The organism is Rhizobium sp. KNZ2-6A (assembly GCF_056755475.1).
On record NZ_JBNDIC010000034.1, the window covers coordinates 55871 to 73588 of the forward strand.

Annotated in this window: 31 protein-coding genes; 1 reads left to right on the forward strand and 30 read right to left on the reverse strand. The window is 58.7% G+C overall.

Translation table 11 applies throughout. The features are described from left to right. Nucleotides 1-158 precede the first annotated feature (158 nt). Both ACPYOP_RS21915 and ACPYOP_RS21920 read right to left on the reverse strand, forming a co-directional pair. Complete coding sequence (locus ACPYOP_RS21915; protein WP_481412415.1) at nt 159-569, reverse strand: ribosomal maturation YjgA family protein; 411 nt, start codon at nt 567-569, stop codon at nt 159-161. Nucleotides 570-739: 170 nt separating this feature from the next. Then, nucleotides 740-1936: an MFS transporter gene (locus tag ACPYOP_RS21920; RefSeq protein ID WP_481412416.1), complete on the reverse strand. Its 1197-nt coding sequence runs from the start codon at nt 1934-1936 to the stop codon at nt 740-742. 112 nt (nt 1937-2048) lie between these two features. Between ACPYOP_RS21920 and ACPYOP_RS21925 the strand changes: the two genes are divergently transcribed. Next, nucleotides 2049-2636 carry a TetR/AcrR family transcriptional regulator gene (locus ACPYOP_RS21925; protein WP_481412417.1) on the forward strand — a complete coding sequence of 196 codons (588 nt, stop codon included), beginning with the start codon at nt 2049-2051 and terminating at the stop codon, nt 2634-2636. A gap of 106 nt (nt 2637-2742) precedes the next feature. Here the strand turns inward: ACPYOP_RS21925 and rplQ are convergent, their stop codons facing one another. From rplQ to ACPYOP_RS22065, 28 genes are all read right to left on the reverse strand, one after another. Beyond that, complete coding sequence (rplQ, locus tag ACPYOP_RS21930; protein ID WP_015339614.1) at nt 2743-3165, reverse strand: 50S ribosomal protein L17; 423 nt, start codon at nt 3163-3165, stop codon at nt 2743-2745. 48 nt (nt 3166-3213) lie between these two features. Then, entirely contained in the window at nt 3214-4224 is a 1011-nt protein-coding gene (locus ACPYOP_RS21935) for a DNA-directed RNA polymerase subunit alpha (protein ID WP_034507362.1), read from the reverse strand. A 103-nt stretch (nt 4225-4327) separates the two neighbouring features. Next, the gene (gene rpsK, locus ACPYOP_RS21940; RefSeq protein ID WP_003547577.1) at nt 4328-4717 is read right to left on the reverse strand and encodes a 30S ribosomal protein S11; all 390 of its coding nucleotides are present in this window, start codon (nt 4715-4717) and stop codon (nt 4328-4330) included. A 131-nt stretch (nt 4718-4848) separates the two neighbouring features. Continuing rightward, complete coding sequence (gene rpsM / locus ACPYOP_RS21945; RefSeq protein ID WP_015339612.1) at nt 4849-5217, reverse strand: 30S ribosomal protein S13; 369 nt, start codon at nt 5215-5217, stop codon at nt 4849-4851. 217 nt (nt 5218-5434) lie between these two features. After that, nucleotides 5435-6085 (reverse strand): adenylate kinase, encoded by a 651-nt coding sequence (locus ACPYOP_RS21950; protein ID WP_481412418.1) that lies wholly within the window; start codon nt 6083-6085, stop codon nt 5435-5437. Then, entirely contained in the window at nt 6082-7422 is a 1341-nt protein-coding gene (gene secY / locus ACPYOP_RS21955) for a preprotein translocase subunit SecY (protein ID WP_481412419.1), read from the reverse strand. Before secY ends, ACPYOP_RS21950 begins: the two co-directional genes overlap by 4 nt. Before the next feature lie 224 nt (nt 7423-7646). Then, the gene (rplO, locus tag ACPYOP_RS21960) at nt 7647-8132 is read right to left on the reverse strand and encodes a 50S ribosomal protein L15 (RefSeq protein ID WP_402792153.1); all 486 of its coding nucleotides are present in this window, start codon (nt 8130-8132) and stop codon (nt 7647-7649) included. Nucleotides 8133-8149: 17 nt separating this feature from the next. Continuing rightward, a complete protein-coding gene (gene rpmD / locus ACPYOP_RS21965; protein ID WP_120663689.1) occupies nt 8150-8365 on the reverse strand; it encodes a 50S ribosomal protein L30 in 216 nt (71 codons plus the stop codon). Nucleotides 8366-8378: 13 nt separating this feature from the next. Then, nucleotides 8379-8948 carry a 30S ribosomal protein S5 gene (gene rpsE, locus ACPYOP_RS21970; protein ID WP_168842819.1) on the reverse strand — a complete coding sequence of 190 codons (570 nt, stop codon included), beginning with the start codon at nt 8946-8948 and terminating at the stop codon, nt 8379-8381. 130 nt (nt 8949-9078) lie between these two features. Continuing rightward, nucleotides 9079-9441: a 50S ribosomal protein L18 gene (rplR, locus tag ACPYOP_RS21975; RefSeq protein ID WP_034480424.1), complete on the reverse strand. Its 363-nt coding sequence runs from the start codon at nt 9439-9441 to the stop codon at nt 9079-9081. A gap of 12 nt (nt 9442-9453) precedes the next feature. Further along, a complete protein-coding gene (rplF, locus tag ACPYOP_RS21980) occupies nt 9454-9987 on the reverse strand; it encodes a 50S ribosomal protein L6 (RefSeq protein ID WP_047634794.1) in 534 nt (177 codons plus the stop codon). Between the two features lie 41 nt (nt 9988-10028). Next, complete coding sequence (rpsH, locus tag ACPYOP_RS21985; RefSeq protein WP_168805813.1) at nt 10029-10427, reverse strand: 30S ribosomal protein S8; 399 nt, start codon at nt 10425-10427, stop codon at nt 10029-10031. Nucleotides 10428-10439: 12 nt separating this feature from the next. Next, nucleotides 10440-10745 carry a 30S ribosomal protein S14 gene (gene rpsN, locus ACPYOP_RS21990; RefSeq protein ID WP_004118406.1) on the reverse strand — a complete coding sequence of 102 codons (306 nt, stop codon included), beginning with the start codon at nt 10743-10745 and terminating at the stop codon, nt 10440-10442. 33 nt (nt 10746-10778) lie between these two features. After that, a complete protein-coding gene (gene rplE / locus ACPYOP_RS21995) occupies nt 10779-11336 on the reverse strand; it encodes a 50S ribosomal protein L5 (protein ID WP_481412420.1) in 558 nt (185 codons plus the stop codon). Then, the gene (rplX, locus tag ACPYOP_RS22000; RefSeq protein WP_481412421.1) at nt 11329-11637 is read right to left on the reverse strand and encodes a 50S ribosomal protein L24; all 309 of its coding nucleotides are present in this window, start codon (nt 11635-11637) and stop codon (nt 11329-11331) included. Before rplX ends, rplE begins: the two co-directional genes overlap by 8 nt. Before the next feature lie 11 nt (nt 11638-11648). Further along, nucleotides 11649-12017, reverse strand: a complete 369-nt coding sequence (gene rplN / locus ACPYOP_RS22005; protein WP_003573790.1) for a 50S ribosomal protein L14 — start codon at nt 12015-12017, stop codon at nt 11649-11651. A gap of 226 nt (nt 12018-12243) precedes the next feature. Next, nucleotides 12244-12483 (reverse strand): 30S ribosomal protein S17, encoded by a 240-nt coding sequence (gene rpsQ, locus ACPYOP_RS22010; RefSeq protein WP_481412422.1) that lies wholly within the window; start codon nt 12481-12483, stop codon nt 12244-12246. Between the two features lie 12 nt (nt 12484-12495). After that, nucleotides 12496-12696, reverse strand: a complete 201-nt coding sequence (gene rpmC / locus ACPYOP_RS22015) for a 50S ribosomal protein L29 (protein ID WP_007690763.1) — start codon at nt 12694-12696, stop codon at nt 12496-12498. Nucleotides 12697-12707: 11 nt separating this feature from the next. Next, the gene (gene rplP, locus ACPYOP_RS22020; RefSeq protein ID WP_034480417.1) at nt 12708-13121 is read right to left on the reverse strand and encodes a 50S ribosomal protein L16; all 414 of its coding nucleotides are present in this window, start codon (nt 13119-13121) and stop codon (nt 12708-12710) included. A 36-nt stretch (nt 13122-13157) separates the two neighbouring features. Further along, a complete protein-coding gene (gene rpsC, locus ACPYOP_RS22025; protein WP_004118393.1) occupies nt 13158-13883 on the reverse strand; it encodes a 30S ribosomal protein S3 in 726 nt (241 codons plus the stop codon). After that, the gene (rplV, locus tag ACPYOP_RS22030; RefSeq protein WP_004118391.1) at nt 13883-14272 is read right to left on the reverse strand and encodes a 50S ribosomal protein L22; all 390 of its coding nucleotides are present in this window, start codon (nt 14270-14272) and stop codon (nt 13883-13885) included. The genes rpsC and rplV overlap by 1 nt, the downstream gene beginning before the upstream one ends. Nucleotides 14273-14274: 2 nt before the next feature. Further along, a complete protein-coding gene (gene rpsS, locus ACPYOP_RS22035; RefSeq protein WP_037199970.1) occupies nt 14275-14553 on the reverse strand; it encodes a 30S ribosomal protein S19 in 279 nt (92 codons plus the stop codon). A 15-nt stretch (nt 14554-14568) separates the two neighbouring features. After that, complete coding sequence (gene rplB, locus ACPYOP_RS22040; RefSeq protein ID WP_481412423.1) at nt 14569-15405, reverse strand: 50S ribosomal protein L2; 837 nt, start codon at nt 15403-15405, stop codon at nt 14569-14571. An 11-nt stretch (nt 15406-15416) separates the two neighbouring features. Continuing rightward, nucleotides 15417-15710: a 50S ribosomal protein L23 gene (locus tag ACPYOP_RS22045; protein ID WP_047634801.1), complete on the reverse strand. Its 294-nt coding sequence runs from the start codon at nt 15708-15710 to the stop codon at nt 15417-15419. Next, on the reverse strand, nt 15707-16327 hold the full coding sequence (gene rplD / locus ACPYOP_RS22050) for a 50S ribosomal protein L4 (RefSeq protein WP_481412424.1): 621 nt from the start codon (nt 16325-16327) through the stop codon (nt 15707-15709). The genes ACPYOP_RS22045 and rplD overlap by 4 nt, the downstream gene beginning before the upstream one ends. A 13-nt stretch (nt 16328-16340) precedes the next feature. Continuing rightward, entirely contained in the window at nt 16341-16982 is a 642-nt protein-coding gene (gene rplC / locus ACPYOP_RS22055; protein WP_285867205.1) for a 50S ribosomal protein L3, read from the reverse strand. Between the two features lie 39 nt (nt 16983-17021). Continuing rightward, nucleotides 17022-17330, reverse strand: a complete 309-nt coding sequence (gene rpsJ / locus ACPYOP_RS22060) for a 30S ribosomal protein S10 (protein ID WP_003547547.1) — start codon at nt 17328-17330, stop codon at nt 17022-17024. 312 nt (nt 17331-17642) lie between these two features. Then, on the reverse strand, nt 17643-17718 hold a 76-nt coding region (locus ACPYOP_RS22065; protein ID WP_130520932.1), incomplete at its 5' end, for an EF-Tu C-terminal domain-related protein.

Here is a 17718-nt window from a genome sequence, read left to right on the forward strand (position 1 = left end):
TTCAAATTATTATCATCGAAAGCGCCATCCCAAATGAGAAATGCAGCTATGCGTATATCGAAAGGGGCAGTGGTACCGGCCGTGATCGCACGCGACAGATGGCCGAGTGGATCAGCAGTGACGATCGAGGTCGCCGAGAGAAAAGCTGGGCAAGAACATTAGGCCGAGCGCTTCGTCATGGATAGGACGCAATCGAGCGCCAGCGCCAGCGTGATGCCGGCGGCATAGGCGGCGATGTTCCAGAGCGAGAATACCCTGCCCAGCAACAGGGCTCCGGCGGCAGTCAATCGAAAGGCGTCAAGATCAGGCGTGTGCCAAAGCCTGAAAAGCTCTACGGCGACCGCGACGAGCAGCGCCGCCACGGCAATCCTGACACGTCCCGAAGACACGAATATTGTCGCCAGGAGCCAATAGACCATCGCTCCCCACAATAACGAGCCGCCATATTTGACGATCGCGAAAGGCAGACTGAGCGCATAGCCAAAGCGCCGCAACACAAGACCGGCGGCGATGGTCACCATCATCACCACGAACAGAAGCAGTCTGTCACGCGTCAATTTTCGCTGCATGTCCCACGACGTTCCCTGCCCGGATGCACCTGAATCGACTGCGACTCAGCAAGGCTGATTGTGATACTCCAAAGCAATCAGAGAGATTGAAAGGCCGCTCCCGTAGCGGAAACGACAAAAGGCCGGGTGATCGCTCATCCGGCTCTTCGACTTGGTCTGCGAGACGCAGCTCAATTGGCTCCCTCTTGAACAGCCGGATCGGCGGGGCGGCTGCTTGCGTAGAATGCCACTGTCAAGACTGCCGCCAAGGCCAATGCCGAACCGACCCATGCGGCACTCAGGATTCCCATGCGATCCACCGCCTCACCGCCGATCAGCGAACCGGCAGCCAAGGCCCATTGAAACAGCGAGTTGAAGACAACCTGACCGCTTTCAGGCGAATGCGTGGAGGAACGGTACATCCATGTCTGGAGAGAAACGGGCAAACCACCGAAGGCAAAGCCCCAAACAATCACCAGCGTGACCGCCATCGCCGCGGTTCCGCCCACCAATGCGAACAGAGCCGTAGCCATAGCAATGAGTAAACCCACCCCAATCAGCATTTCCCGCAGATGAGCATTGACCAAAGCTCCTGCAACGAAATTCCCGGCAAAAGCGGCAACCCCATAGGCGAGCAGGATCGGCGTTACATAGAGCTCATCGATGCCGGTGATATCGACCAGCAGCGATGTGATGTAGGTATAGGCGACGAAATGACCGGTTACCAGAAAGGCTGTGGCAAACAGGCCTACCCGCGCCGCTGGGAAGGCGAACAAGGCCGTCATATCGCTGAAACGAACACCCTTTGTCGTTGGCAGCGACGGCAGGAGAACGATCTGCGCGCATAAGACGAGTACGGCAAAAAGCGCATTGGCGACGAAAGCCATGCGCCAGCCCGCCAATTCTCCGACGAGCGTGCCCGCCGGCACTCCGGCAACAGTTCCGATCGAAACCCCTGACAATATAACCGCAAATGCCAGCCCGATCTTATGATCCGGCACGAGACGTGCGGCTGCGGCAACCGCGAGCGCCCAGAAGCCGGCGACGGCCAGTCCCAGCAAGAATCTGGCGAATAACAGCACCATGAAACTATCGGCAAGCGCGGCTATGCCGTTCGAAACGGCCAGCAGAAGGGTCATTGTCAAGAGACCAAGCCGGCGATCGATGCGCCCGGCGGCGAACATCAGCAGTGGCCCCGTTATTGCTGCGACGAGACCGGGAATCGTCACCATCATTCCAGCCCGGCCAATCGACACGCCCATCTCACGCGCGATTCCGTTGAGAAGGCCAACGGGCAGGAATTCCGTTGTAACCAGCGCAAAAGTGCCTGCGGCCACGGAGCATATTGCCAACCACACTCTCGCGGAGACTTCATTCGGTCCAGACATCCTCGTCTTATCCTTTTTATATCGATCGGTATATTACTGATCGATATAAAATTATCGACTGCGATCGTCAATCCTGTTATGTACCGACCGATCTAAAATTGGATGGCAAGTTATGGGACGTCCACGCGAATTCGATATCGATCAGGCTCTTGACTGCGCGTTGAGGCAATTTTGGGAAAAGGGCTACGAAGGCACCTCGCTCTCCGACTTGACCGATGCCATGGGCATCACGCGCCCAAGCCTTTATGCGACCTTCGGCAACAAGGAGCAGCTGTTTCTCAAGGTTATCGAGCGCTACAGCCATGATCATGCGGCATATGTACAAGACGCAGTGGCTCAACCCTGTGCGGCGGAGGTGGCGCGATATCTGCTACGCACGGCGGCCGATGCCCAAACGAACCCGGATTATCCACATGGCTGCCTTGAAATGCATGCCGCCCTCGTCTGCAGCGAGGATTCGCAACCCATCAGGCAGATCCTCATCCGGCGCCGGACTGCAGCCCGAATGCTATTGCAGGAGCGTCTTGAGCGGGCGATAGCCGAAGAAGACCTGTCGCCGGATACAAATGCCGCCGATTTGGCACGGCTGCTGTTCGCCATATCTCAAGGCATGGCCGTGCAAGCCGCAGACGGCGCAACGCGAAACGAATTGCACCGCCTCGCCGACGATGCACTCAAGCGCCTGGGATTGGCGGGCTGAGGAACGTTTCCCGCGTCGCTGGCGCGGTGCAGCGCAGCCGTCCGCATATGCAAAAAGGCCGGATGATCGCTCATCCGGCCTTTGATATTTAATCCAAAGCTTCGCCTTAAGCGGCTGCGGCTTCTTCTTCAGCGGCAACGCGAGCCTTGTCGGCTGCGCCCTTGGCGTTGACGTCGCGATCGACGAATTCGACAACGGCGAGAGCGGCATTGTCGCCCTGGCGGAAGCCGGCCTTCATGATACGCAGGTAGCCGCCGTTGCGGGTGGCGTAGCGCGTTGCGATCGCGTCGAAGAGCTTCGAAACGACAGCCGCGTCGCGGATCTGCGAGATGGCCTGGCGACGAGCGTGCAGGTCACCGCGCTTGCCGAGGGTTACCAGCTTCTCGACGATCGGACGAATTTCCTTCGCCTTCGGGAGCGTGGTAACGATCTGCTCATGGGTGATGAGCGAAGCCGCCATGTTGGCGAACATCGCCTTACGGTGGCTAGCGGTTCTATTCAGCTTGCGGCCGGCTTTACCGTGGCGCATGGCTATTCTCCTTCACTTGCAGGCATCACTCGCCCGCAGTTTGATTGGTTAGTACTGGTCTTCGTATCGCTTGGCGAGATCTTCGATGTTCTCGGGCGGCCATGCCGGCACTTCCATGCCGAGGTGCAGGCCCATGGAAGCGAGAACTTCCTTGATTTCGTTCAGCGACTTGCGACCAAAATTCGGCGTGCGGAGCATTTCTGCTTCGGTCTTCTGAATGAGGTCGCCGATGTAGACGATGTTGTCGTTCTTCAGGCAATTTGCCGAGCGAACGGACAGTTCGAGTTCGTCCACCTTCTTGAGGAGCGCCGGGTTGAAAGCGAGTTCGGTAACTGCTTCCTCTTCGGTTTCCTTCTGCGGCTCGTCGAAGTTGACGAACACGCCAAGCTGATCCTGCAGGATGCGCGCCGCGAAAGCGACAGCATCTTCACCGCTGATCGAACCATCGGTTTCGAGCGACATGCTCAGCTTGTCGTAGTCGAGAACCTGTCCTTCGCGGGTATTTTCAACCTTGTAGGACACCTTCTTGACCGGCGAATAGAGGCTGTCGACCGGGATGAGACCGATCGGAGCATCTTCCGCACGATTGCGCTCGGCCGGGACATAACCCTTGCCGTTGTTGACGGTGAATTCCATGCGGATTTCGGCGCCCTCGTCAAGCGTGCAGATGACATGCTCGGGGTTGAGGATTTCGATATCGCCGACCGTCTGAATGTCGCCAGCCGTTACTACGCCTGGGCCCTGCTTGCGGACAACCATGCGCTTGGCATCATCGCCATCCATCTTGATGGCGATTTCCTTGATGTTCAGCACGATGTCCGTCACGTCTTCCCGGACGCCCGGGATAGAGGAGAACTCGTGCAGCACGCCGTCGATCTGCACGGCCGTTACAGCGGCGCCGCGCAGAGAGGACAGCAGAACGCGACGCAGCGCGTTGCCGAGGGTGAGACCGAAGCCACGCTCCAGCGGTTCGGCCACGAGCGTTGCCTTGGTACGGCCGCTCGAGGTGAACTCGACCTTGTTGGGCTTGATCAGTTCCTGCCAGTTTTTCTGAATCATGTTTTTGCCTTCCGTTCGTTGCCACCATCCAATCGTGGCAACCGAGCTTGAGTAACACCAAGCCGGGCGCATTTGCCCCGGCCGGCGTCGTGAGTGGCGATGATCAGACGCGACGCTTCTTGCGCGGGCGGCAACCATTGTGCGGGATCGGGGTCACGTCGCGGATGGACGTGATCATGAAACCAGCAGCCTGGAGCGCGCGCAGAGCGGATTCACGACCGGAGCCCGGACCGCAAACTTCAACTTCCAGCGACTTCATGCCGTGTTCCTGAGCCTTCTTGGCGCAGTCTTCAGCAGCGATCTGAGCAGCGAACGGGGTCGACTTGCGCGAACCCTTGAAGCCCTTGGCACCAGCGGACGACCAGGCAATGGCATTGCCCTGCGCGTCGGTGATGGTGATCATCGTGTTGTTGAAGGTCGAGTTGACGTGTGCGACGCCCGACGAAATATTCTTGCGCTCGCGACGGCGAACGCGGACGGCTTCCTTGGCCATGTTAGTCCTTTCTTGGATCTCTGCACCGCCGTAATCCCAGCGGCTACACCGGAGCGACACCCGTGAGGCACCGCTCCAAACTCAAAAGAGGCCGGCGGACCGCCAGCCTCCCACTTCCGGCTTCCCGGAAATTACTTCTTCTTACCAGCAATCGCCTTTGCCGGACCCTTGCGGGTACGAGCATTGGTGTGCGTGCGCTGACCGCGAACCGGCAGGCCGCGACGATGACGCAGGCCGCGGTACGAACCCAGGTCCATCAGACGCTTGATGTTCATCGCGGTATCGCGACGAAGATCACCTTCGACCTGATAGTCGCGGTCGATGGTTTCGCGGATCTGCAGGACTTCAGCATCGGTCAACTGATTGACGCGACGCTCGGCCGGGATACCGACCTTCTCGCAGATTTCCTGTGCAAACTTCGGTCCGATCCCGTGAATGTAGCGAAGCGCAATAACTACGCGCTTTGCAGTCGGGATGTTGACGCCAGCGATACGAGCCACGCCTGTTCTCCTTGCATTCCTTTTGCCTTGGCAAAGGGTCTTGTTATGCAGCCCGGGAGCTGCTTGTTCAATGTGCGTCCGCCACATGTCAAAACGACCGTACCCGGACTTCCCGTTGGAAATCCGCGCCGATCGCATAGCATGTCGCGAGTTGGCGCGGTGTTTAGCGGAATCAGCGCAAAAAAGCAACCGCTCCGGCAAGTTTATTTTAGGCTATCTAAAGCTTAGCCAGGATAGCCTCTATGCTTTCAGTCACATGCTCGATATCGGCCATGCCGTCGATGCTCTGCAGCTTGCCCTTCGCATAGTAGTAACCGATCAGCGGCGACGTCTCCTTGTAGTAGACTTGGAGGCGAGTCGCCATGGTTTCGGCATTGTCGTCAGGGCGGCGCTTGAAATGGGTCGAGCCGCACTTGTCGCAGATACCCGCCGTTGCCGGAACCTTGTCCGTGTCGTGATAGACGCTGCCGCAATTCGAGCAGGAATAGCGGCCGGAAACGCGGCGAATCAGTTCGGCATCATCGACCTTGAGTTCGATAACGACCGAGAGATCCAGCCCCTTCGATTTCAGCATCCGCTCCGTTGCATCCGCCTGTACCAGCGTGCGCGGGAAACCATCGAGGATGAAACCCCTGGCGCAATCCGGCTGGTCGATACGTTCGGAGACGATGGCGTTAACGATCTCATCGGAAACAAGCTTGCCGGCGTCCATGACGGCCTTGGCACGCTTGCCAACTTCAGTCTCGGCCGCCACCGCAGCCCTCAGCATATCGCCTGTGGAAAGCTGCGGGATGCCGTAGTTTTCCACGATACGCTGGGCCTGGGTCCCCTTACCTGCTCCCGGCGGCCCTAAAAGTATGAGTCTCATCGCCCCCTCTTTCCTCCACGCAACTTCGATTTCTTGATCAGGCCTTCATATTGCTGTGCGATCAGGTGACCCTGAATCTGCGCCACCGTATCCAGCGTTACGCTAACCACGATCAGAAGCGAAGTGCCACCCAGAGACAAGGGAATACCCGTCTGGGATACGAGAATTTCAGGCAGGATGCAGACGAAGACAAGATAGATCGCGCCGATGACCGTGATGCGGGTCAGCACGTAATCGATATATTCGGCAGTGCGCTCACCCGGGCGGATACCCGGAATGAAGCCGCCATGCTTCTTCAGATTGTCGGCCGTGTCCTTCGGATTGAAGACGAGCGCGGTGTAGAAGAAGGCGAAGAAGGCAATCAGGGCGCCGTAGAACACCATGTAGACCGGCTGGCCGTGGCCAAGCGCGGCGACGATCGACGTCACCCATGTCGGAAGCGCCGTGTTGTTGCCGAGACCAGCGACGGTTGCCGGCAGCAAGAGCAGCGACGACGCGAAGATCGCCGGGATAACACCCGAGGTGTTGAGCTTCAGCGGCAGGTGCGACGTATCTCCCTGGAACATGCGTGTGCCGACCTGGCGCTTCGGATACTGGATCAGCAGACGACGCTGCGCGCGCTCGACAAAAACGATGAGCGCGATGACCAGAACAGCAACGATCAGCACGGCGAGAATAAGGGGCGTGGAAAGCGCGCCGGTACGGCCAAGCTCGAGCGTGCCGGCGAGCGCTGTCGGAAGACCGGCGGCAATGCCGGCAAAGATGATCAGCGAGATGCCGTTGCCGATACCGCGCGACGTCACCTGCTCACCAAGCCACATCAAGAACATCGTGCCGCCAAGCAGCGTTATGACGGTGGAGATCCGGAAAAACCAGCCCGGATCCACAACGACGCCGTTGCCATGCTCCAGGCCGATCGCGATGCCATAGGCCTGCAATGCGCCGAGCAGCACCGTGCCGTAGCGGGTGTACTGGTTGATGATCTTGCGGCCCTGCTCGCCTTCCTTCTTCAGGTTTTCGAGCGACGGCACGACAGAGGTCATCAGCTGAACGATGATCGAGGCCGAAATATAGGGCATGATACCGAGCGCGAAGATCGCCATGCGCTGCACGGCGCCGCCCGAGAACATGTTGAAGAGGCCGAGGATACCGCCGGACTGATTCTGGAAAGCCTGAGCGTAAGCAGCAGGATTGAGGCCAGGAAGCGGAATGTGAGTGCCGAGTCGATAGACGAGGAGAGCGCCGAGCGTAAACCACAAGCGCTTCTTGAGATCCTCAGCCTTAGCAAAGGTCGAGAAATTGAGATTGGACGCCAATTGTTCCGCTGCAGAAGCCATGCAAATCTCCGCATCACCAATTCCGGCATAATCGGCCGGGTCCGGAATCAGTAAGTAAATTGTTCAAAATTCGGGCTTCGGACGGATTGCCATGCAATCGGGCGCCTCACCCTCGGTTCCCGTTATCAACCGGAAAGACACTGGCGCATCGATCAGGTTCGTGAGGCTCACATATGGGAGAAAAATCGCCCGAAGTGAAGCACCTCGGGCGATCTTTGATAATATTATTCTGCGGCAGGAGCTTCTGCGGCAGAAGCGAGCAACTTGATGGAGCCGCCGGCCTTTTCGATCTTTTCGACCGCCGGCTTGGAAGCGCCTGCAACTTCAAGCACAATCTTCGCCTTCAGTTCACCGTCGGAGAGGACGCGAACGCCATCCTTGACGCGGCGAATCACGCCGGCAGCCTTAAGGGCAGCAGCATCGACGGTCTTCTTGGCATCGAGCTTGCCGGCATCGACGGCAGCCTGGATGCGAGCCAGCGATACGACAACGTAATCGGCGGCGAAGATATTGTTGAAGCCACGCTTCGGCAGACGACGGTAGATGGGCATCTGACCGCCTTCGAAGCCGTTGATCGCAACGCCCGAACGGGACTTCTGACCCTTCACACCACGGCCACCGGTCTTGCCGGAGCCGGAGCCGATGCCGCGGCCGAGGCGCTTGCGGCTATGGGTCGAGCCTTCGTTATCCTTGATTTCATTCAGTTTCATAGCGAATTACCTCCGGCTCACTTCTCGTCGACAACGCGAACGAGATGCTGGACAGCACGGATCATGCCACGAACAGCCGGGGTATCTTCCAGCGTGCGGCGACGGTGCATCTTGTTCAGTCCGAGACCGATCAGCGTCTTCTGCTGAACATCCGGACGGCGGATCGGGCTGCCAATCTGCTCGACCGTAACGGTCGCCTTAGCTTCAGCCTTCTTGGTGGTCGTCTTGGCCATAGGTCAAACTCCCTTATTCTTCGGAGGCATTGCCCGAAGCGGCGCGGCGAGCCTGCAGGGTGGCATACTTGATGCCGCGCTGAGCTGCGATGTCCTTCGGGTGAACCTGGTGCTTCAGGGCGTCGAACGTGGCGCGAACCATGTTGTACGGGTTCGACGAACCGGTCGACTTAGCGACGACGTCATGAACGCCGAGCGTTTCGAAAACGGCGCGCATCGGACCACCGGCGATGATACCGGTACCGACCTTGGCCGAACGCAGCAGAACCTTGCCGGCGCCGTGACGGCCATGGACGTCGTGATGCAGGGTACGGCCGTCGCGCAGCGGTACGAAGATCAGGTCGCGCTTGGCGCTTTCGGTGGCCTTGCGAATAGCTTCCGGCACTTCGCGTGCCTTGCCATGACCAAAGCCTACGCGGCCCTTCTGGTCGCCGACGACGACGAGAGCGGCAAAACCGAAACGGCGGCCACCCTTTACAACCTTAGCGACGCGGTTGATCGCGACCAGCTTGTCGACGAATTCGCTATCGCGCTCTTCACGGCTCTGACGGTCATCCCGCGAGCCCCTCTTTTCCTGTGCCATTGTCCTCTTCCTTTTTCTTTTCCGGGTGCAATCGGCAAACAACAAAGACCGCATGCCCTCCCCCTAAGGGGAAACTTGCGGTCCGGTGAATATCCGGTCGGCGCTCGAAAGCTACCGACCGGAAACTTGATCAGAAGGACAGACCGCCTTCGCGGGCTGCTTCAGCCAAAGCCTTGATACGGCCGTGGTAGATGAAGGCGCCGCGATCGAACACGACTTCCTTCACGCCGGCCTTCGAGGCACGCTCGGCTACGAGCTTGCCTACGAGGGCCGCCGCTGCGGTATCGGCACCGGTCTTCAGAGAACCGCGCAGATCCTTGTCGAGGGTGGAGGCAGACGCAAGCGTCTTGCCGGCCACATCATCGATGACCTGAACGTAGATGTTCTTCGAAGAGCGATGAACCGACAGGCGCGGACGGCCATTGGCCACCGACTTGATTTGACGACGCACGCGGTTGGCACGACGTGCAAGTGCTTCTTTCCTGCTAGCCATTTCGCGTGATCCTTACTTCTTCTTGCCTTCTTTGCGGACGATCCGCTCTTCGGCATACTTGACACCCTTGCCCTTGTAGGGCTCGGGACCGCGGTATTCGCGGATTTCAGCGGCAACCTGGCCGACCTGCTGCTTGTTGATGCCGGTGACGACGATTTCCGTCGGCTTCGGCACAGCGATCGAGATACCCTGCGGCGGCTCATAAACCACGTCGTGGCTGAAGCCGAGCGCGAGCTGCAGGTTCTTGCCCTGCATGGAGGCACGGTAGCCGACGCCGTTGATTTCGAGCTTGCGCTCGTAGCCGTCCTTAACACCCTTCAGGATGTTCTCGATCATCGTGCGGGACATGCCCCACTTTGCGCGAGCATCCTTGGAGTCGTTGAGCGGCGTCACGACGATTGCATTGTTTTCCAGCTTGAGACCGATTTCGTCGTTAGCGACGAAAAACAGCTCGCCCTTGGGGCCCTTGGCAGTCACTTTTTGGCCATCAACCGTGGCCGTGATCCCTGCAGGTACCTGAACGGGCTTCTTACCGATACGAGACATTTTTCAAACCTGTCTGTTTCGAAGGAGATCTCTGTTCGATCTTAGAAGACCGAGCAGAGAACCTCGCCACCAACATTCTGTTCGCGAGCCTGGTGATCGGCCATCACACCCTTCGGAGTCGAAAGGATGGTGATGCCGAGACCGTTCGCGACCTGCGGAATGGACTTAACCGAGACATAAACTCGGCGGCCCGGCTTGGACACGCGGCCGATCTCACGGATCACCGACGCGCCTTCGTAGTACTTCAGCTCGATGCTGAGCTCAGACTTGCCGTTGCCGAAATCGACGACGGAGTAGCCACGGATGTAGCCTTCAGCCTGGAGAACATCGAGAACACGCGCACGGAGCTTGGAAGCAGGCGTCGAAACCGACGACTTGCGACGCGAAGCGCCGTTGCGGATGCGGGTGAGCATATCGCCCAAAGGATCAGTCATGGTCATCTAATCTGCTCCTTACCAGCTCGACTTGACGATGCCCGGCACCTTGCCGAGATTGCCGAGTTCGCGCAGCGCGATACGCGACATGCGCAGTTTGCGGTAATAGGCGCGCGGACGCCCAGACACTTCGCAACGATTGCGAATACGGGTCTTCGATCCATCGCGCGGGAGCGATGCCAGCTTCAGGGTGGCCTTGAACCGGTCTTCGATCGAGAGAGACTGGTTCATGATGATTGCCTTCAGAGCAGCCCGCTTAGCGGCCTGGTTGGCAACCGTATTGCGGCGGCGCTTGTTCTTTTCAACTGCGCTTGTCTTCGCCATATCAGGTTTCCTTTTCTACGCTCGTCGTTACGGTTATTGACGGAACGGGAAGTTGAACTCTGTCAGAAGAGCCCGCGCTTCGTCGTCGGTCGTCGCCGTCGTGCAAACGATGATGTCCATGCCCCACATCTGATCAACCTTGTCGTAGTTGATCTCAGGGAACACAATGTGTTCCTTGATGCCCATGGCGAAATTGCCACGACCGTCAAAGCTCTTCGGGTTCAGGCCGCGGAAGTCGCGAACGCGCGGAAGCGCGATGTTGACCAGACGATCCAGGAACTCATACATGCGGGCGCCGCGCAGCGTCACCTTGGCGCCGATCGGCATGTTCTCGCGGACCTTGAAGCCAGCGATGGAGTTGCGCGCATGGGTAATGACCGGCTTCTGGCCAGCGATGGCCGCCAGGTCGGCAGCAGCAACGGTCGGCTTCTTCGAATCAGCCGTCGCTTCGCCAACGCCCATGTTGATCACGATCTTGTCCAGCTTCGGGATCTGCATCTCGTTAGCGTAGGAGAACTTCTCCTGCATGGCTGCACGGATGCGAGCAACGTATTCCTTCTTGAGCCGCGGCTCGTACTTTGCCTCAGCCATCGATCACTTCTCCCGAGGTCTTGGCCACACGGACCTTCTTGCCATCCACAACCTTGAAACCGACGCGGGTCGGCTTGCCGTCCCTGTCGACGATCGCAATGTTGGACAGGTGAAGCGAGGCTTCCTTGCTGATGATGCCGGCTTCCTGGTTCTGCGTCTGGCGCTGGTGGCGCTTTACGACGTTGACGCCACGAACGACCGCGCGGTCTTCCTTCGGCAACACTTGAATAACTTCGCCGGTGCGGCCCTTGTCCTTACCGGTCAATACGACGACCTTGTCGCCCTTACGGATCTTTTGCATCGCTCCGCTCCTTACAGTACTTCTGGAGCCAGCGAGATGATCTTCATATGGTTCTTGGCGCGCAGTTCGCGCGGAACCGGTCCGAAGATACGGGTGCCGATCGGCTCTTTCTTGTTGTCGATGAGGACTGCTGCGTTGGTATCGAAGCGGATGACGCTGCCATCCGGACGACGGATGTCCTTGGCGGTGCGAACGACAACCGCCTTCATCACGTCACCCTTCTTCACACGGCCGCGCGGAATAGCTTCCTTGATCGAAACGACGATCACGTCGCCGATCGAGGCATACTTGCGCTTCGAGCCGCCCAGCACCTTGATGCACATGACACGACGTGCGCCGGAATTATCCGCCACGTCGAGGTTTGTTTGCATCTGAATCATGTCAGGTCGCCTTCTTGTTGTTACCGGAATGGTTGGGCCAATCGACCCCCTACCCCGGCTTATGGACTAGTGTCTTGTCTGATTATGCCTGGCTTCGGGACCCGCTTGGGTCGTCTCTGCCGGCCATCAATAAAGCAAAAGAACGCTCGTTCTCGAGCGTCCTGCTTCCAAGCTCGTGCTTCATACAGATATTTCGCCCAAGCGCAAGGGCCTGAGCGAAATTCTGTTACTTGGTCTGGGCGGAAACGACCGTCCAGGTCTTGTCCTTGGAGATCGGCGCGCATTCCTCAATGGAAACGGTGTCGCCGATTTTGTACTGATTGTTCTCGTCGTGAGCCTTGTACTTCTTGGAACGACGAACAGTCTTCTGGAGCAGCGGATGAGCGAAACGACGCTCTACGCGGACTACTACCGTCTTCTCGTTCTTGTCGCTGACCACGACGCCCTGCAGAATGCGCTTCGGCATGTTATTTTTCCTTTAGGCCTTTGCTTCTGCCGCCTTCTGGCGGGCAATGGTTTTCACGCGAGCGATGTCCTTGCGGACTTCGTTGATGCGCGAGGACTTCTCAAGCTGGCCGGTCGCCTTCTGAAAGCGCAGATTGAACTGCTCCTTCTTCAGCTTGGCAAGCTCGTCCTTGAGTTGGTCGGCGCTCAGGGCGCGAACATCTGCGGCTTTCATGAGCTTCTTCCTTACTCTGCAATGCGCTGCACGAAGCGCGTCTTGACCGAGAGCTTGGCGGAACCAAGGCGCAGAGCCTCACGAGCGATTTCTTCGCTCACACCATCGATCTCGAACATCATACGGCCGGGCTTGACCTTGCATGCCCAGTATTCGACGGAGCCCTTACCTTTACCCATACGGACTTCGGTCGGCTTCTTGGTTACCGGAACATCCGGGAACACGCGGATCCACACACGGCCGGCACGCTTCATATAGCGCGTGATCGCGCGGCGAGCCGCTTCGATCTCGCGAGCGTTGACGCGGTTAGGCTCCTGCGACTTCAGGCCGAATTCGCCGAAAGCCAGATCAGAACCACCCTTGGCAACGCCCTTGATGCGGCCCTTGAATTGCTTGCGGTACTTCGTACGCTTTGGCTGCAACATTTTCTTATTCTCCGAACTTATCTGCCACGTACGCTATCAAGCGTTATCGCGGCGACGGTCTCTATCGCGATCACGGCTAGCCGGACCCTGGGCGTCGCCTTCGAGCGCGCGGCGTTCGGAGGCCATCGGATCATGCTCAAGGATTTCGCCCTTGAAGATCCAGACCTTGATGCCGCAGATACCGAAAGCGGTTTCTGCTTCAGCCGTACCGTAGTCGATGTCGGCGCGCAGCGTATGCAGCGGCACGCGGCCTTCACGGTACCATTCCGTGCGAGCGATTTCAGCACCGCCGAGACGGCCGGCGCAGGTGATCTTGATGCCTTCGGCGCCAAGACGCATCGCGGACTGAACGGCGCGCTTCATGGCGCGACGGAAAGCAACACGGCGCTCGAGCTGCTGAGCGATCGACTGGGCAACCAGTGTCGCGTCGATTTCCGGCTTGCGTACTTCAACGATGTTGAGGTGCGTTTCGGAATTCGTCATGTCCGACAGCTTCTTGCGGAGCTTGTCGATGTCAGCGCCCTTCTTGCCGATGATCAGGCCCGGACGAGCCGAATGGATCGTGACGCGGCACTTCTTGTGCGGACGCTCGATGACCACCTTGGAGATACCGGCCTGCTTCAGTTCGTTCATGACGAACTTGCGCATCTTCAGGTCTTCGTGGAGAAGCTGGCCATACTCGGCATTGTCCGCAAACCAGCGGCTATCCCAGGTACGGTTGATGCCGAGACGAAAACCGATCGGATTGATTTTCTGACCCATTATGCGGCCTCCCCTTGAGCTTCAACTTCACGGACGACGATCGTCAGGTGCGCGAACGGGCGCTCGATACGAGACGCACGACCGCGGCCACGAGCGTGGAAACGCTTCATGACGATCGACTTGCCGACGTAAGCTTCCGCTACGACCAGCGAGTCAACGTCGAGGTCGTGGTTGTTTTCTGCATTGGCGATCGCAGATTCGAGCGTCTTCTTCACGGCGCCAGCGATGCGCTTGCGCGAGAATTCCAGCTCTGCGAGCGCGCGATCAACCTTCTTGCCGCGGATCGAAGCCGCGACCAGGTTGAGCTTCTGCGGGCTGACACGGAGCGTGCGCGCAACTGCCTGCGCCTCATTGTCCTTCAGCCGGCGTTCGGTTTTTGCCTTGCCCATTGTTACTTCCTCTTCGCCTTCTTGTCCGCACCGTGACCATAATAGGTACGGGTCGGGGCGAACTCGCCGAACTTGTGTCCGACCATGTCTTCATTGACGCTGACCGGAATGTGCTTGCTGCCGTTGTAGACGCCGAAGGTGAGACCAACGAACTGCGGCATGATGGTGGAGCGACGGCTCCACATCTTGATTACTTCGTTGCGTCCGCCTTCGCGCACCTTCTCAGCCTTCTTGAGAAGATAGCCGTCAACAAACGGACCTTTCCATACTGAACGAGCCACTTGAGACTTCCTCTCTTACTTCTTGCGCTGATGGCGCGAGCGCATGATCATCTTGTCGGTCGACTTGTTCGACCGCGTACGCTTACCCTTGGTCGGCTTGCCCCACGGGGTCACCGGATGGCGACCACCGGAGGTGCGGCCTTCACCACCGCCGTGCGGATGGTCGACCGGGTTCATGACAACGCCGCGGTTATGCGGCTTCTTGCCACGCCAACGCGAGCGACCGGCCTTACCGTCGTTGATGTTGCCGTGATCAGGGTTCGAAACCGCGCCGATCGAGGCAAGGCAGGTGCCGTGCACGAGGCGCTGTTCGCCGGAGTTCAGGCGAAGGATCGCCATACCCTGGTCGCGGCCGACGAGCTGAGCGTAGGAACCGGCGGAGCGAGCAATCTGACCACCCTTGCCCGGCTTCATTTCCACATTATGGATGATGGAGCCGACCGGGATGAACTGAAGCGGCATGGAGTTGCCAGGCTTCACGTCAACAGCCTTTTCCGAAGCGATGACCTTGTCGCCGGCAGCGAGGCGCTGCGGAGCGAGAATGTAGGCCAGTTCGCCGTCCGTGTACTTCACCAGAGCGATGTAAGCGGTACGGTTCGGATCGTATTCGATACGCTCGACGGTTCCTTCGACGTCGAACTTGCGACGCTTGAAGTCGACCAGACGATAGGTACGCTTGTGACCGCCACCCTGGAAACGCACGGTGATGCGGCCGGTGTTGTTGCGGCCGCCCTTGGAGGTCAGGCCTTCCGTCAGCGCCTTGACCGGCTTGCCCTTGTAGAGCGAAGAGCGGTCGACGATGACCAGCTGACGCTGGCTCGGGGTCGTCGGATTGAATGTTTTCAATGCCATTTTCTTATTCCTCAGAGACCGGTGGAGACGTCGATCGACTGGCCTTCGGCGAGCGTCACAACAGCCTTCTTCACGTCCTTCTGCTTGCCGACGAGACCCTTGAACCGCTTGGTCTTGCCGAGGCGCAGCAGAGTGTTAACGGCCGTAACCTTGACGCCGAAGAGCGCTTCGACGGCAGCCTTGATTTCAGGCTTCGTCGCGTTCTTGGCAACGTTGAAAACAACCTGGTTGTTGTCCGAAAGCAGCGTGGACTTTTCGGTGATCGCAGGAGAAACGATCACATCATAATGGCGAAGATCCGTCACTTGAATCGCTCCTCTAGAGCTTCAACTGCGGCCTTGGACAGCACGAGCTTGCCGCGGCGCAGGATGTCGTAAACGTTGATGCCCTGAACCGGCAGAACATCGATGTTCGGGATGTTCTGGGCTGCGAGCTTGAAGTTGCTGTCGAGCTCAGCGCCGCCGATGAACAGAGCGTTCGTCAGGCCGAGCGTCTCGAAAGCACCGGCGAGTGCCTTGGTCTTGGCATCGGTTGCGACGAGATTGTCGATGACGATCACGTCTTCAGCCTTGAACTTGGCAGAGAGAGCGTGACGCAGGCCGAGGGCGCGAACCTTCTTCGGCAGATCATGCTCGTGGCTGCGGGCGACCGGGCCATGAGCCTTACCACCGCCGCGGAACTGCGGAGCGCGAGCCGAATGGTGACGAGCGCGGCCCGTACCCTTCTGCTTGTACATCTTGGCACCGGTGCGCGCTACGTCCGCGCGACCCTTGGCCTGATGCGTGCCCTGCTGCTTCTTGGCAAGCTGCCAGCGAATGACGCGAGCAAGAATGTCTTCACGTGGCTCGAGGCCGAAAATCGCATCAGAAAGGGAAACCTTCCCGGCGTCTTTGCCCTCGAGGGTCTTGACGTTGAATTCCATTGGTTTGGCTCCCTTACTTCGCTGCCGACTTGACGGCGTCGCGCACGATGATCCAGGCGCCCTTGGAGCCTGGAACCGCACCCTTGACGAGGATCAGACCGCGATCTTCATCGGTCGACACAACTTCGAGGTTCTGCGTCGTAACGCGCGTCTGGCCCATGTGACCAGCCATCTTCTTGTTCTTGAACACCTTGCCCGGGTCCTGGCGCGAGCCGGTCGAACCGTGCGAGCGGTGCGAAACCGACACACCGTGCGTAGCGCGCAGACCGCCGAAGCCGTGACGCTTGATGGCGCCGGCAAAGCCCTTACCGATCGTCGTGCCGGTCACGTCGACGAGCTGACCCGCCGTGAAGTGACCTGCGTTGAGCTCGGTGCCGACTTCAAGCAGATTGTCGTCCGTAACACGGAATTCAACGAGCTTGGCCTTCGGCTCAACGCTTGCGACGGCGAAATGACCGCGCAGCGCCTTCGTCGTGTTCTTAACTTTAGCCTGGCCGGCACCCAGCTGAACTGCGGTGTAGCCATTCTTTTCAACTGTGCGCTGGGCTACGACCTGGCAGCCATCCAAACGCAATACGGTAACCGGGACATGCTCGCCGGCGTCGTTATAGACGCGGGTCATTCCCACCTTCTGTGCAATCACACCTGAACGCATCGGTTCAATCCTTCTCACTCAGCTCGAGAACCAGCGGTCTCAGAGCTTGATCTCAACATCGACACCGGCGGCGAGATCGAGCTTCATCAGCGCGTCTACCGTCTGCGGGGTCGGGTCAACGATGTCGAGGAGGCGCTTATGCGTGCGCATCTCGAACTGCTCGCGGCTCTTCTTGTCGATGTGCGGGGACCGGTTAACCGTAAACTTCTCGATGCGGGTCGGAAGCGGAACGGGGCCCCGGACGCTAGCACCGGTGCGCTTCGCCGTCGACACGATCTCGCGCGTGGAAGCATCGAGAATCCGGTGATCGAACGCCTTCAGGCGAATGCGGATATTTTGGCCGTTCATTCGACGTTATCCTTGTGTTTTGTTACCTCGCGTGCCGCTCAAAAAGGGGCACGGATTGTTCTTTTTCCTAAGGCGGATCACCGGTTTCAAAGATCGAGAGGGACGCCGGCTGCGGCATCCCCATCCACTCTTTAGACCTTTCGGCCCACCTTAATTGTTAATTTCATTGGCCGCTTCGTTATCCGAAGCAGCGCGCAAATCACGCTCGCGCGCCATTTGCAACATTTCCATGTCATAAGCAAGCGGCTACCGCCGCTTGCATCATATTATTGTCATCGAATCGGCCACTCGGATGGAGTGGCCGTCTTCGAATTACTCGACGATGGAGGCGACGATGCCTGCGCCGACGGTACGGCCGCCTTCGCGGATCGCGAAGCGCAGCTTTTCT

Excerpts from the sequence above, each read along its gene's own strand:
- rpsK (WP_003547577.1), bottom strand. The coding sequence starts at position 4,717 with ATGGCCAAGGAAGCCGTCCGCGTTCGCCGTCGCGAGCGCAAGAATATT.
- rplE (WP_481412420.1), bottom strand. The coding sequence starts at position 11,336 with ATGGCTGAGGCAAAGTACGAGCCGCGGCTCAAGAAGGAATACGTTGCT.
- rpsN (WP_004118406.1), bottom strand. The coding sequence starts at position 10,745 with ATGGCGAAGACAAGCGCAGTTGAAAAGAACAAGCGCCGCCGCAATACG.
- ACPYOP_RS21950 (WP_481412418.1), bottom strand. The coding sequence starts at position 6,085 with ATGAGACTCATACTTTTAGGGCCGCCGGGAGCAGGTAAGGGGACCCAG.
- rpsH (WP_168805813.1), bottom strand. The coding sequence starts at position 10,427 with ATGACCATGACTGATCCTTTGGGCGATATGCTCACCCGCATCCGCAAC.
- secY (WP_481412419.1), bottom strand. The coding sequence starts at position 7,422 with ATGGCTTCTGCAGCGGAACAATTGGCGTCCAATCTCAATTTCTCGACC.
- rplN (WP_003573790.1), bottom strand. The coding sequence starts at position 12,017 with ATGATTCAGATGCAAACAAACCTCGACGTGGCGGATAATTCCGGCGCA.
- rplC (WP_285867205.1), bottom strand. The coding sequence starts at position 16,982 with ATGCGTTCAGGTGTGATTGCACAGAAGGTGGGAATGACCCGCGTCTAT.
- rpmD (WP_120663689.1), bottom strand. The coding sequence starts at position 8,365 with ATGGCCAAGACGACCACCAAGAAGGCTGAAGCTAAGGCGACCGTTACG.
- rpsE (WP_168842819.1), bottom strand. The coding sequence starts at position 8,948 with ATGGCACAGGAAAAGAGGGGCTCGCGGGATGACCGTCAGAGCCGTGAA.
- rpmC (WP_007690763.1), bottom strand. The coding sequence starts at position 12,696 with ATGAAAGCCGCAGATGTTCGCGCCCTGAGCGCCGACCAACTCAAGGAC.
- ACPYOP_RS21915 (WP_481412415.1), bottom strand. The coding sequence starts at position 569 with ATGCAGCGAAAATTGACGCGTGACAGACTGCTTCTGTTCGTGGTGATG.
- rpsC (WP_004118393.1), bottom strand. The coding sequence starts at position 13,883 with ATGGGTCAGAAAATCAATCCGATCGGTTTTCGTCTCGGCATCAACCGT.
- rplO (WP_402792153.1), bottom strand. The coding sequence starts at position 8,132 with ATGAAACTGAATGAAATCAAGGATAACGAAGGCTCGACCCATAGCCGC.
- rplB (WP_481412423.1), bottom strand. The coding sequence starts at position 15,405 with ATGGCATTGAAAACATTCAATCCGACGACCCCGAGCCAGCGTCAGCTG.
- rplP (WP_034480417.1), bottom strand. The coding sequence starts at position 13,121 with ATGTTGCAGCCAAAGCGTACGAAGTACCGCAAGCAATTCAAGGGCCGC.
- rplV (WP_004118391.1), bottom strand. The coding sequence starts at position 14,272 with ATGGGCAAGGCAAAAACCGAACGCCGGCTGAAGGACAATGAGGCGCAG.
- ACPYOP_RS21935 (WP_034507362.1), bottom strand. The coding sequence starts at position 4,224 with ATGATTCAGAAAAACTGGCAGGAACTGATCAAGCCCAACAAGGTCGAG.
- rpsQ (WP_481412422.1), bottom strand. The coding sequence starts at position 12,483 with ATGCCGAAGCGCATTCTGCAGGGCGTCGTGGTCAGCGACAAGAACGAG.
- rplR (WP_034480424.1), bottom strand. The coding sequence starts at position 9,441 with ATGGCTAGCAGGAAAGAAGCACTTGCACGTCGTGCCAACCGCGTGCGT.
- rpsJ (WP_003547547.1), bottom strand. The coding sequence starts at position 17,330 with ATGAACGGCCAAAATATCCGCATTCGCCTGAAGGCGTTCGATCACCGG.
- ACPYOP_RS21925 (WP_481412417.1), top strand. The coding sequence starts at position 2,049 with ATGGGACGTCCACGCGAATTCGATATCGATCAGGCTCTTGACTGCGCG.
- rplQ (WP_015339614.1), bottom strand. The coding sequence starts at position 3,165 with ATGCGCCACGGTAAAGCCGGCCGCAAGCTGAATAGAACCGCTAGCCAC.
- rplF (WP_047634794.1), bottom strand. The coding sequence starts at position 9,987 with ATGTCTCGTATCGGTAAGAAGCCCGTTCAGGTACCTGCAGGGATCACG.
- rplD (WP_481412424.1), bottom strand. The coding sequence starts at position 16,327 with ATGGAATTCAACGTCAAGACCCTCGAGGGCAAAGACGCCGGGAAGGTT.
- rplX (WP_481412421.1), bottom strand. The coding sequence starts at position 11,637 with ATGCAAAAGATCCGTAAGGGCGACAAGGTCGTCGTATTGACCGGTAAG.
- ACPYOP_RS21920 (WP_481412416.1), bottom strand. The coding sequence starts at position 1,936 with ATGTCTGGACCGAATGAAGTCTCCGCGAGAGTGTGGTTGGCAATATGC.